Raw genomic sequence first — 12,914 nt, 5'->3', positions numbered from 1 at the left:
GAAAGCCCCTCGCAGAAAACCTATTTCCCCTGCGCCGCCAGCCATGCCATTGCCCTCTCCCCCGCTTCATCCACCGGGAGGTACACCAGCAGCCGCGAGCCGTTTCGCGGCGCGGAGTACCAGTACATCTGCTGCAGCGTAAAATCCCCCAGCTCGGGATGGGTAAACAGCTTGAGCTGGTTCTCCACGCCGCGCACGTCGTTGCGCTGGTGCCACAGGGTTTTAAACTCTTCGGACACCGCAAAGAAGCGCGCCAGTTTGGCCTCCCACAGCGGGTCACCCCGGTGTTCGGCCATCGCCGCGCGGAAATAGGAGACAAAGATGGGCAGCACGTCGTCGCGCCTGCCGAGGCGCGCGCGCCACGCCGGATGGGTGAGGAACAGGTAAATACAGTTGCGATCTTCCGGCGGGATTGCATTGAAATCCACACCCATCAGGTGCCCGAAGCTGTCGTTCCACGCCACGATGTCGAAATTTGGTTTCTGGATGCTGGCGGGTTTCGGCATAAGCGTATCCAGCAGGCGGCGCGTGCCTTCGCTGATCCCCTCGCAGCAGACCGCCTGCGGCGCTTCACCCGGCGGCAACCCGGCCAGCACGAACAGGTGTCGGGCCTCGGTCGGGGTACATTGCAGCGCTTTCGCTACCGCGGCCATCACCGCGCTGGACGGATTGACGTCCCTGCCCTGCTCAAGCCAGGTGTACCAGGTCACGCCCACGTCAGCGAGCATCGCCACCTCTTCCCGGCGCAGACCCGGCGTGCGGCGGCGACCGCTGCGCGGCAGCCCGAGACGCTGCGGGTCGAGGCTTTCACGCCGGGCGCGTAAAAATGCGCCCAGCTGCTTTCGCGTGTCATCCTGACGTGAGGTAACAGGTTCAGACATCAAGGCCATAACTCCCCCTGCATGGTAGTGCCAGTACCAGTATAAGCAAGAACTGGTACCCGTTTATCAGATGGTTGATGCTACGACCATCTGATGAATGACGCAATGGAGTTACCATGAATACGTCAGTTGTTTCACAGGGCCGCGCTGGCCTGATACTGCTGCTTACCGGCCAGATGCTGCCGATGATTGATACCTCAATCACCAACGTGGCGCTGGACGCCATCACCCGTTCGCTGCACGCCACCGCCACCGAGCTGGAGCTGATTGTCGCCCTCTACGGCGTAGCCTTCGCCGTCTGCCTCGCGCTCGGCAGCAAGCTGGGGGATAACCTGGGCCGTCGTCGCCTGTTTATGTGGGGCGTGGCGAGCTTTGGCCTGGCCTCGCTGCTGTGCGGTTTGGCGGGGAACATTGCGCAGCTGCTGGCCGCGCGCATCGTTCAGGGCGCGGGAGCCGCCCTGATCGTGCCGCAAATTCTTGCCACGCTGCACGTGACGCTGAAAGGTACGGCGCACGCGAAGGCCATCAGCCTGTTTGGCGGCATCGGTGGGATCGCGTTTATCGTGGGCCAGATGGGCGGCGGCTGGCTGGTGTCGGCGGATATCGCCGGGCTGGGCTGGCGTAACGCCTTCTTTATTAACGTGCCGATCTGCCTGGCGGTGCTGGCGCTGAGCCGCCGCTACGTGCCGGAAACCCGTCGCGAGACGCCGTCACGCATCGACTGGACGGGTACCGTGCTGCTGGCGATTATGCTTTGTTGCCTGCTGTTTCCGATGGCGCTCGGTCCGCAGTGGCACTGGTCCTGGCCGCTTAAGGCGATGCTGCTCGCACTCGTCCCGCTGGCCTGGCTGATGGCGCTCAATGCGCGTAAAAAAGAGCGCGAGAATGCCCACCCGCTGATCCCGCCGCGCCTGCTTGCGCTTCGCAGCGTCCGCTTTGGCACACTGATTGCGATGCTCTTTTTCAGCGTCTGGTCCGGGTTTATGTTCTGTATGGCGCTGACCATGCAAACCGGTCTGGGGATGGCGCCCTGGCAGTCCGGGAACAGTTTTATCGCCCTCGGGGTGACCTATTTTATCTCCGCATGGTTTGCGCCGCGGCTGATTGCTCGCTACAGCACCAGCACCATTTTGCTGACGGGGCTGGCGATCCAGATTGCTGGCCTGCTGGCGCTGATCGCCACGTTTCGCTACTGGGGCGTGCAAAATACGGCCCTGACGCTGGCACCTGCCACCGGGCTGGTTGGCTATGGGCAGGCGCTGATCGTCAACAGCTTCTACCGCATCGGGATGCGCGATATCAAGCCTGACGACGCGGGGGCCGCGAGCGCCATTCTCAGCACGCTGCAGCAGGCCGCGCTGGGGCTTGGACCGGCCATTTTTGGTGCCATTTTGCTGCACGCGCTACAAAACCATCACGGGGATTACACCCAGGCGGTGAACGTCTTCCTGACGGTGGAAACGGTCATGATGGTCGTGCTGGCCCTGGCGACGCTGCGTATGCGCCATCGCCTGTGCCTGCCTGTCGCGAAAGTCTGTCAGACCGCCAAATAGGCCAGTGAATTTGCATAATAGATCCGCAGCCGCCATTATGGGGCTGCAACAATACAGGAGACGTTATGCAGGAATTAATTGCTCAGGTTGAAGAGTTAGGCATTGAAATTAATCACACCACCTCTTTAGTGATTATCTTTGGTATTATTTTTCTTACCGCCATCATCGTTCATTTTATTCTCCACAAAGTGGTGCTTCGCGCTTTCGAAAAGCGCGCGCAGGCCAGCAGCCATTTATGGCTGCAGATCATTACCCAGAATAAATTATTTCACCGTCTGGCGTTTACCCTTCAGGGGATAATCGTCAACGTCCAGGCCGTACTGTGGCTGCAAAAAGGCAGCGAAGCGGCGGAAATACTCACCACCTGCGCGAAGCTGTGGGTGATGGTGTACGCCCTGCTCTCCTTCTTCTCGCTGCTGGACGTGATTTTTAATCTTTCACAGAAAATGGCCACCGCGTCTCAGCTGCCGCTGAAAGGGATTTTTCAGGGCATCAAGCTGGTGAGCGCGATCCTGGTGGGGATATTGATTATCTCCCTGCTGATCGGCCAGTCCCCGGCGATTCTGATCAGCGGTCTGGGCGCTATGGCGGCGGTGTTAATGCTGGTATTCAAAGACCCGATACTGGGGCTTGTCGCAGGCATTCAGCTTTCCGCCAACGACATGCTCAAGCTTGGCGACTGGCTGGAGATGCCGAAATACGGCGCCAACGGCACGGTGACGGACATTGGGCTGACCACCGTTAAGGTGCGCAATTTCGATAATACGATTACCACCATTCCGACGTGGGCGCTGGTTTCCGACGCCTTTATCAACTGGAGCGGGATGTCGGCCTCCGGCGGGCGTCGCATTAAGCGCAGCCTGAACATTGATACCACCAGCATTCATTTTCTCGACGAGCAGGAACAGCAGAAACTTATTCAGGCAAAACTGCTGAAGCCCTATCTCGCCGCACGACACGAGGAAATAAACCTGTGGAACCAGCAGAACGGCGAAGGGGAGTCGGTATTAAACCTGCGGAAGATGACCAATATTGGCACCTTCCGCGCCTACCTGAACGAATATCTGCGCAACCACCCGCGCATTCGAAAAGATATGACGCTGATGGTGCGCCAGCTCGCGCCTGACGCGAACGGTCTGCCGATTGAAATATATGCCTTCACCAACACGGTGGTGTGGGCGGAATATGAGGAAATTCAGGCCGACATCTTCGACCATATTTTCGCGGTGGTGGATGAATTTGGACTGCGTATTCACCAGTCACCGACCGGGAACGATATTCGCTCGTTGACGCCTCAGCCTCGGTGAGGTGAGTTGCCGGGTGGCGGCTTCGCCTGACCCGGCCTACCCTGGTTTTGTAGGCCCGGTAAGCGCAGCGCCACCGGGCGCGGTCTGGTGCCCTCAGCCCACCGGGAGAGGGAGAAAGACACGCTACTTTTTGCGAGAGAGCTTAAACGCAATAAACAGGAACACCACCCACACCGGCAGCAGCATCGCCGAAAGACGCATCTCGTCCATGGTGCACATCAGCACCAGAATCAGCCCCAGGAAGGCGATACAGAGGTAGTTCCCCGCAGGATAAAGCAGCGCTTTGAACTGCGTCTCGCGTCCCTTGCGGCGCATCGCGGCGCGAAAGCGCAGGTGTGCGAGGCAGATCATAATCCAGTTCAGCAACAGCGTGGCGACAACCAGCGCCATCAGCAGGCCAAACGCCGCTTTTGGCAAGAGGTAGTTGATCAGCACGACTAAAGACGTAATCGCCCCGGAAAGGAGCAGCGAATTGATCGGCACGCCGCGGCGGCTGACGCGGGTGAGGAACTTCGGCGCGTTGCCCTGCACGGAGAGGCCAAACAGCATGCGGCTGTTGGAGTAAACCCCACTGTTATAGACCGACAGCGACGCCACCAGAATGACGAAGTTGAGCGCAGAGGCGACCACGTTGCTGTTCAGATCGTGGAAAATCATCACGAACGGGCTGCTGTCGGACTTCACTTCTACCCACGGATAGAGCGCCAGCAGCACCACCAGCGAGCCGATGTAGAACAGCAGGATACGGTACACGACCTGGTTAACCGCTTTTGGAATGCTTTTATGCGGGTCGCGCGCCTCAGCGGCGGTAATGCCAATCAGCTCTAATCCACCGAAAGAGAACATGATCACGGCCAGGGAGAGGATAAGCCCTTTCCAGCCGGTGGCGAGGAAGCCGCCGTGCTGCCACAGGTTGTCGATCGTGGCGCGCTCGCCGCCGTGGCCGGAGAACAGCAGCCACAGGCCAAAACCGATCATCCCGATAATCGCCAGCACCTTGATCAGCGCAAACCAGAATTCGGTTTCGCCGTACAGGCGCACGTTGACGAGGTTAACCGCGTTAATAATGATGAAGAAAGCCGCCGCCCAGATCCACGTCGGGACATCCGGCAGCCAGTACTGCATATAGATGCCTGCGGCGGTCAGCTCCGCCATCCCCACCAGCACGAACATGACCCAGTAGTTCCAGCCGGAGAGGAAGCCGGCAAACGGGCCCCAGTATTTATAGGCAAAGTGCGCAAAGGAGCCTGAAACCGGCTCTTCAACGACCATCTCGCCAAGCTGGCGCATGATCAGGAAGGCAATAATCCCGGCGATAGCGTAGCCCAGCAGAACCGCCGGGCCCGCCATCTGAATCGCGGGGCCGATGCCGAGGAACAGCCCGGTACCGATGGCGCCGCCGAGGGCAATTAACTGAATATGTCGATTTTGCAAACCACGTTGCAGCGTCGGATTCTGATCCGACGTGGCTTCGGCACTACCCTGGCCTGAAGCGGATGACGCGTCTTTCACGTCCTACCCCTGTCTCTTTTTTAGAAGGGGCACGTTTTAACACTTCATGCTGGAGGTAGCAAGGGATTGGGGCATCCGTACCCCGGATAACGAGGTGGTAAGAATCATAAAACGCGCGCGGTGCCCATAACGTCAATGCGTACCGCCGTGCCCGGGTTCCATCCTGGCTGGCTGACGGTCTTGACGATCACGGGCTGCTGCTGCCCGGGTAGCCCCAGGGTGAGCGTCGACAGCTGGCCGGTAAAATCCACATCAAGAATCGAAATCGGGCTTTCGTGCGATGCACATGCCGTCACGCGTAGTTGCTCAGGGCGCATCATCACCTTGCCCTCTCCAGCCGCATGCGCGTTATCCGTTGGTACGTTACCCAGCGCGCATACGGCATACCCGGCGCCCAGCCGGGCAGGCAGGATCACGGCATCGCCAAGAAACAGCGCCGTCTCTTCGTCAACGGGACGGGTGTATACGTCATAGGGCGTACCGACCTGCGTAAAGCGCCCGGCGCGCATGACGGCCACCTGCGTGGCAAACGACAGCGCTTCGTTCTGATCGTGGGTGACCAGAATCGAGGCTACGCCCGCGTCGGCAAGCAGGTCTGCCGTTGCCTTACGCGTCATGGCGCGCAGGCCGGTATCCAGCGCCGAGAACGGTTCATCAAGCAGCATCAGCGAAGGACGCTGGGCCAGCGCACGGGCAAGCGCCACGCGCTGCTGCTGTCCGCCGGAAATCTCATGGGGCCAGTGCGTTGCGAGCTGCCGGTCCAGAGAGACCATCTCCATTAGCGCCTCTACGCGCTGGCGCTTCTCGTGGCGGGTGCCGTCCAGCCCCCAGGCAATGTTGTCTGCCACGTTGAGATGCGGGAACAGCGCGCCCTCCTGAGGCACAAAGCCAATCCGGCGCAGGTGGGCGGGAACAAAATTGTTTTCATCAAACAGCGTGTTCCCCTGCATGACAATGCGCCCCGCGTCAGGCGTTTCGAACCCGGCAAGAATGCGCAGCAGCGTGGTTTTCCCCGACCCGGACGGCCCGACAATCGCCGTCCTGCTCCCCGGCGCAACGCTCAGGTTTAAGCTGTCGAGCACCTGCACGTCAGAAAACGATTTAGAAATGGCGGTTAATTCAAGCATGTTATAGCCCTGCAATTTTTTTCGACTGCATATAGAGAATGGCGGTCAGCGGGAGTGAAATCAGGATCATCAGCATCGCGTAAGGCGCGGCGGCCACATAGTCAATTTCACTGGTCAGCGCCCAGAATCCGGTGGAGAGCGTGCGCGTGCCCAGCGGCGAGAGCAGCAGCGTGGCGGTCAACTCGTTGCTGACGCCGAGGAAAACCAGCGCCGCCCCCGCAGCCGCACCCGGCGCGGCCAGCCGCATCGTGACGCTCCAGAGCGCCTTTGCGGGCGTGCTGCCCAGACTGCGCGCCACGTTCTCCAGCTCAACCGGCGCCTGCGCAATGCCCGCCCGCAGGTTGATAAGCGCACGGGGCATAAACATCAGCAGGTAGGCCAGGAACAGGGTAATTTCCGTCTGGTAAATCGGACGGGCGTAATGAATGGTGACCGTGACCAGCGCCAGCGCGGTGACAATCCCCGGCAGCGAACTGGTGATATAGATGCACCCTTCCAGCATCCGGAAGATACGGCGGGGATAGCGGATCCCGAGCCACGCGATGGGGATCACGCACGCCGTCGTCAGGAGTGCGCCGCCCACGCCGAGCATCAGCGTCTGGCGCAGCGAGTGCCAGAGATCGGCATTCATCCAGTTTTGCACGCCGCCGAGCCAAATCCAGCGGCACAGGACAATCAACGGCACGCCCAGCGCCAGAACGATCAGCACAATGAAAAACAGCTGGCCCAGCGCGGCAGCCGCAGGCTTCAGCGGCCAGCGCTTCTGCTCGCGCGCGGCCCCGGCGCCAATGCGCGCGTAGCGTGCTTTGCCGCGCGTCACCCCTTCCAGCACTAAGATCGCCAGGCAGCACAAGGCCAGCACGCCCGCCAGCATGTTCGCCGCCGGGCCGCTGAAGGTAGACTGGAACTGGTCATAAATGGCCGTGGTGAAGGTATCAAAGCGGATCATCACGTACAGGCCGTACTCCGCCAGCAGGTGCAGCGCCACCAGCAGCGCGCCGCCGCAGATAGCCAGCTTGAGCTGGGGCAGCACCACGCGGAAAAAGACCCGCCACGGAGGCGTGCCGAGCGAGGCGGCGACATCTTCCAGCGTCGGGTCAAGGCGACGCAGCACCGCCGCAACCGGCATATAAATAAACGGATAGTAGGCCAGAACGGAGAGGAACACGCCCGCGGAAAGGCCATGCAGGGACGGCACCACGCTCACCCAGGCGTAGCTTTGCACAAACGCGGGGATCGCCAGCGGCGCAACCGCCAGCGCGGACCAGATCCCCCGCCCGGCAAGCTGCGTGCGCTCGGTGAGCCAGGCGATTGCCACGCCCGTCATGATACAGAGCGGAACCGCTAAGGCCGTTAGCCACAGCGTGTTGCTGAGCAGCTCGGCCACGCGCGGGCGGAACACCAGCGTCTTGATGGTTTCCCAGCCGGTCTCAATGCCAATGGCAATGATAAAACCCAGAGGCAGAAGCGCCATTAATGAAAACAATACAGCTAACGCAACCATCGGCAGTGCAGGACGCCTGCGGGCAGGCTCCTGCACGCTGTTTTTTCCGATGTCGAGACTCAGACCAGACATAAGACCTTCACTTCACTCTCAGGATCACAGCAGACCGGCCTGCGTCATCAGCTCGATAACTTTTTTACTGTTGAGCGTTGAAGGTTCAACTTTCGGGGCATCCAGATCTTTCAGCGGAACCAGCTTCGGGTTTGAGGCCGCGTTCACGCCCACTGCATATTCAAAGGCATTGTTAGTGCGCAGGCTTTCCTGACCTTCTTTACCGGTAATGTATTTAACGAAGGCCTGCGCCTGCGCTTTGTGCTTGCTGGAGGCCAGCACGCCGCCGCCAGAGAGGCTCACAAACGCGCCCGGATCCTGGTGTTTGAAGTAGTAGAGCTGGGTGTTTTTGCTGTTTTCGCCGGTTTTGGACTGGTCGACAAAGCGGTAGTAGTGATAGATCACGCCGCCATCAATCTGACCGGCATTGACCGCTTTCATCACGGTGCTGTTGCCTTTATAGGCAACGAAGTTGGCTTTCATCGCCTTGAGCCATTCCAGGGTGGCCTTTTCGCCTTTCAGCGCCAGCATCGCGCTCACGATGGCCTGGAAATCCGCGCCTGACGGCGATGCCGCCCAGCGGCCTTTCCACTCGGGCTTCGCCAGATCCATCAGCGACTTAGGCAGCTGCTGTTCGCTCAGTTTTGCCGGGTTGTAGACGAATACGGTACTGCGGGCGGCAATCCCGATCCAGCGGCCGTGAGCGGGACGATACTCTGCAGGTACCTGCTCCAGGGTGGCTGCATCCAGCGGGGCAAACAGGTTGGCGTTATCCACCAGCACCATCGACGGCGAGTTTTCCGTCAGAAATACGTCGGCCGGCGAGGCGCTGCCTTCCTGAACCAGCTGGTTACCCAGCTCGCTGTCATCACCATTACGCAAAGTCACCTTGATGCCGGTTTCTTTAGTAAAACCGTCCACCCACGACTTCACCAGGTTTTCATGCTGCGCGTTATAGACAACGATACCTTCGCTGTTATCGGCGGCAACTGATTGTGTGGAAAGGAAAAGGGATGAAGACAACAAGGCAAGCGAGAAGCAGGACAGCAGGCGAGAATTCATGAACATATCCTTAACAGAGCAACGGGAATAATGACGCACAGCATTGTGGGACAGGATTAAAGCATACAACAACGCTAATGATAATTAGTATCAATCAAGTTTACGCGTAAAAGTGTAAAATTTCTTAATTGCAGATTTTAGAAAGATAAAAACCCACATTTTAATTCAGGATGATATTTAGATTAAGAAAACCTTAAGATTGCCCGCAATAAGACTCATTAGCCTTCTATTCATTTTGACGCGAAGATAAATCTGTTATTCGTGCGCCCGGTATATATGAAAAAAGCCCCGAGCTTTCGGGGCTTTTTTTGCTTATCCGCAAGTCGCCAAATGGATAAGGCTACTATTTTAAAATGAATCACATAGCTGCGTGAGGAGCATACATCGGATAGGTAAAGAACAATAAATGCACGCAGTTCAGCCCAAAGTGGAATAACGTTGCAACCCAGAGCCTGCCGCTCCACATCCACGCGATGCCGTAAATAATACCGGAGAGGCTGGCAAAAATAATCAGGAGTAAACCGCCGCTATAATGCATTAGGCCAAAAATAACTGCGGCAATCAGCAGCGCCACAACAGGATGAACAATTCGGGACAAGCGCTGCTGCAGATAGCCTCTGAACAAGGCCTCCTCGGCCAAAGAGACGAAGAAAATATTCGCAAGGGCAAATTGAGCGAACCATTCTGGCGCATGCAACTCAATTCTCAACCCGCCTAACGCAACCGCCAGCAGTAACAGCGCGGGTATGGCAAGAGCCAATATTCCCCAGCCGACCCTGCCAGCTTTACAGAGGGGGGTTGCTACGAATAACGTTGGCATGCAGGTTATTAAAAAGAACGGCACCAGTGCCTTGTCCATATTAAAGTACATACTGAACGGTTTGCTTTGCGCCCCAACGACGACCCCATCCAGCACTTTCGGGTTATGGAAGCCGGGGATCGCATGCAGAACCAGGGCAACGGCGATGGCCACGCACAGGCCTTCAACCAGATAAATAGCGTTATTATTTTTATGACGCAGCCATTCAACGACAGACCAGCCAACAACGATTGTTGCAATCACCAGCAGCGCCGGGGCGTCGAGAATACTCTGTTTCCAGCCGAGAAATGCCGTTAATCCAAGCATCAGATAAGCCAGGCTTTTATTAAGGGAAAGCGCGGCAAGCGAAGTTGCGAGTAGATACCACATAAATGTCCTTCATGACCGAGAAATTTTAGGGTCGATGTCCCAAATATGTCCCACAACGGAACCCACAGGATGTGAAGGAGGCGTAACTCAATGAAATGAAATGGCACGCCCTGTAGGATTCGAACCTACGACCTACGGCTTAGAAGAACGTAGAGTATCATTTAACACACTGTAAAGTCATTAGTTTTTCCGCGCTCGCACCGGACTTGTGTCATTACGTGTCGTTATATGCTTCTGCATTTCGTTACGACTCATCCATGCATGACATATCTGTGACACAGAGAGTGCGCAGCCATGCCTCAGTCATAGCTATGCATTTTCCCTTCACATAACCGGGCAATCATCAAACTCACCTGCACCCGCATCGTTGATAATGTAGGTGATCACACCAAATATCGCATCCGGGCTCGTTCCGTCATCGCGAACCGGTATCTCTTCGCACCTTCCTGTCTGTAAATCTTCCAGATGAGGTCTGGCGATTGACGATATCGCTTTATCCTCATCTCGCCTTCCATTCTGCAAACCAGCAATGACCCATCACATGGCCTTAGCGATGCATCAACGACAAGCAGAGCGCCGCTGATTATTCCCTCGCGGTAATGTGTTGCACCGGCACGCATGAAGTATGTGGCGGCTGGTCTGGTGATGATGCGCTTGTCGAGAGATATGCGTTCTTCTACGTAGTCTGCTGCAGGACTCGGGAATCCCATGATGCACCTCCGATAGCTACTGTATATGCATACAGTATACAATTTTATGGTGTCGATCAATAGCTGGCCTCGTGCTAGACTCTCCAAAATTACGATAGTTCTGATTTTTTGGGCTTTTTTCCATGCATGGTAATGAGGATTATGTCTTACCATTAATTGGGATGGATGAGATAATGATATATTTAGTTATAATATTTCTTACGTGTGCATTCTTATTATTCGTTTCTTTGCGGTTCATGAAGGTTGGGATTACGTCCCCGGTATTTCTTACTCTATTGTCGTGGTCTATAATGTCATTTGTTGGGTATTTATCCTATGATAGCTTTGACGCTTTTAGAGAAGAGTCATTCTATTGCCTGATGATATGGATAGTCATTACTTCATTTGTCTACATGTCGGTAGAGAATGCGCAGAGAATTAAATCCAGAGTATACGTAAATTACATTCCAAATAGACTATGCTCACGGTATTCTTTATTTGTAATACCTGCCTGTGCCATAACTGCATATGAGATATATAAGGTCGGGTCAGGTGGTCCTGTTAACTTCCTGTTAAACCTTAGACTTGCTAACATAGAAGACGACTATCCATACGAAACTTTCACATTTATGCCTTCATTTTATCCAATCGTAATGGCAATGTTTGCTTCTATATGCTTGTTTAAATCACGACTGATAGATAAGATCTCAATATTTGCGTGGCTTGTTCTCTTTGCCATTGGAACTATGGGTAAGTTTGCTGTAATAACGCCAATAATGATGTTCATCACCATCTATGAGATGAAGCGTGGGCTGAGCAAGAAAAGGCTAGCCGTGATGGTTCCTGTTGTTTTGTCTTTGATGCTTGTTATGCATTTTTATCGCATGTCTGATGGAGACTCTTCATCAATAGCCTATGTGTTCGGGACTTACATTTACTCACCTATAATCGCCTTTGGTCATCTAATTGACTCGGGAATAAACTGGTCAGGTGATTATACGCTAAGATTCGTTCACGCAATCGCATTTAAATCAGGATTATCAGGCGATGAGCCAGTTAAGACTATACTTGATTATGCATATGTACCTACGCCAACAAACGTTTATACTGTCATGCAACCATTCTATAGTGACATGGGTTATTATGGGGTCATACTTGGTGCTATTATTTATGGAGTTATGCTATCAGCGGTTTACTCTATGGCTAAATTAGGAAACTTGTTGATGCTGGCATTCTACTCTATTTTAAGCATTGGTATTATTACAGAGTTTTTATCTGAAACGATAATTACAAACATATCCGGCAATATTAAGATGCTTATCTGCATGGCTATAGTGTTTAAGTTCTTCACGCGCAGAATTCCATCAAAAACTGGACTCCCTCGTGATTATCAAGAAGTAACTAAGGCCGGAAATGTTGTTTAATAAATTAGAAGGCCGCCCTAATAGGGCGGCTTTTTATAACAGTCTTTGCAGCATAAGCGTAACAGTTGCAGTTCTGACCGCTCCAGTCTCGTTGTAACCTATGCCATAAAGTTGTCCATTTGTTTTTGTTGTGTATGATGCTGGTAGGTTATAGTCAGTACCACCTCCAGATGACAATGGATAGGCGCTAGTTACCCAATCATATATTGAAGTTGTTGAGAAAAATGGCGTTGCACCTGTCAGGCTATAGCTTGTCAATGATACTGATGCTGGATAGCAAACGTATACATTTCCTCCGCCCTGCTGTCCACCTTCAAAAACAGCTGTTCGCGCCATATTTTTTGTAAAACTGGCACTTACTTTAATGGTTGAATAAGATATTGAGCATGTTGAAGGGAAATATATATTACGCTATACATGCTCGCATCTTCTGAAGATAGCTTCGCAGATATAGATGTATCTGTTACAGATGCAAACCTCATTTCAAATAGGTTTGACCTGCCCCCAGTATTAGATACAACTATCAGTTAGTAATGTCGGTTTGTTTACCTTCACATTTTTCATTTCGCCACCGTGCTGCAAACTCTGATGGCGTCTGATAATTCAGTGCTGAAT

Annotated in this window: 10 protein-coding genes and 1 pseudogene; 3 read left to right on the top strand and 8 right to left on the bottom strand. The window is 54.7% G+C overall.

All coding sequences use genetic code 11. From position 1 onward, the window contains the following. Positions 1-20 precede the first annotated feature (20 nt). The gene (locus tag ACJBF3_RS16410; protein WP_045325561.1) at positions 21-890 is read right to left on the bottom strand and encodes a helix-turn-helix transcriptional regulator; all 870 of its coding nucleotides are present in this window, start codon (positions 888-890) and stop codon (positions 21-23) included. A gap of 107 nt (positions 891-997) precedes the next feature. On the opposite strand from ACJBF3_RS16410, the gene ACJBF3_RS16405 reads away from it, so the two are divergent. Continuing rightward, positions 998-2,434 (top strand): MFS transporter, encoded by a 1,437-nt coding sequence (locus ACJBF3_RS16405; protein WP_045325558.1) that lies wholly within the window; start codon positions 998-1,000, stop codon positions 2,432-2,434. A 65-nt stretch (positions 2,435-2,499) separates the two neighbouring features. Then, positions 2,500-3,741 carry a mechanosensitive ion channel family protein gene (locus ACJBF3_RS16400; protein WP_045325556.1) on the top strand — a complete coding sequence of 414 codons (1,242 nt, stop codon included), beginning with the start codon at positions 2,500-2,502 and terminating at the stop codon, positions 3,739-3,741. A gap of 123 nt (positions 3,742-3,864) precedes the next feature. Here ACJBF3_RS16400 and pheP read toward each other — a convergent pair whose 3' ends face one another. The 6 genes and pseudogenes from pheP to ACJBF3_RS16370 form a co-directional block, all read right to left on the bottom strand. After that, complete coding sequence (gene pheP / locus ACJBF3_RS16395) at positions 3,865-5,253, bottom strand: phenylalanine transporter (RefSeq protein WP_045325555.1); 1,389 nt, start codon at positions 5,251-5,253, stop codon at positions 3,865-3,867. Between the two features lie 104 nt (positions 5,254-5,357). Further along, entirely contained in the window at positions 5,358-6,380 is a 1,023-nt protein-coding gene (locus tag ACJBF3_RS16390) for an ABC transporter ATP-binding protein (RefSeq protein WP_045325553.1), read from the bottom strand. A gap of 1 nt (position 6,381) precedes the next feature. Beyond that, positions 6,382-7,956, bottom strand: coding sequence for an iron ABC transporter permease (locus ACJBF3_RS16385; protein ID WP_045325550.1), 1,575 nt, complete (start codon positions 7,954-7,956; stop codon positions 6,382-6,384). A gap of 24 nt (positions 7,957-7,980) precedes the next feature. After that, a complete protein-coding gene (locus tag ACJBF3_RS16380) occupies positions 7,981-8,997 on the bottom strand; it encodes an iron ABC transporter substrate-binding protein (RefSeq protein WP_045325548.1) in 1,017 nt (338 codons plus the stop codon). A gap of 358 nt (positions 8,998-9,355) precedes the next feature. Next, a complete protein-coding gene (locus ACJBF3_RS16375) occupies positions 9,356-10,186 on the bottom strand; it encodes a CPBP family intramembrane glutamic endopeptidase (protein WP_045325546.1) in 831 nt (276 codons plus the stop codon). 324 nt (positions 10,187-10,510) lie between these two features. Next, a pseudogene (locus ACJBF3_RS16370) lies at positions 10,511-10,896 on the bottom strand (S24 family peptidase). 122 nt (positions 10,897-11,018) lie between these two features. On the opposite strand from ACJBF3_RS16370, the gene ACJBF3_RS16365 reads away from it, so the two are divergent. Continuing rightward, complete coding sequence (locus ACJBF3_RS16365; RefSeq protein WP_308464013.1) at positions 11,019-12,299, top strand: O-antigen polymerase; 1,281 nt, start codon at positions 11,019-11,021, stop codon at positions 12,297-12,299. A gap of 33 nt (positions 12,300-12,332) precedes the next feature. On the opposite strand, the gene ACJBF3_RS16360 is transcribed toward ACJBF3_RS16365, so the two are convergent. Further along, entirely contained in the window at positions 12,333-12,635 is a 303-nt protein-coding gene (locus tag ACJBF3_RS16360; protein ID WP_371196652.1) for a hypothetical protein, read from the bottom strand. Positions 12,636-12,914: the final 279 nt, after the last annotated feature.

It is taken from the genome of Enterobacter sp. PP-008-ECC_S150 (assembly GCF_045257065.1).
In the GTDB taxonomy this organism is placed as follows: Bacteria; Pseudomonadota; Gammaproteobacteria; order Enterobacterales; family Enterobacteriaceae; genus Enterobacter; species Enterobacter chengduensis.
Note: the sequence above shows the minus strand (reverse complement) of the source record. Positions and strands in the feature narration are given on the sequence as shown.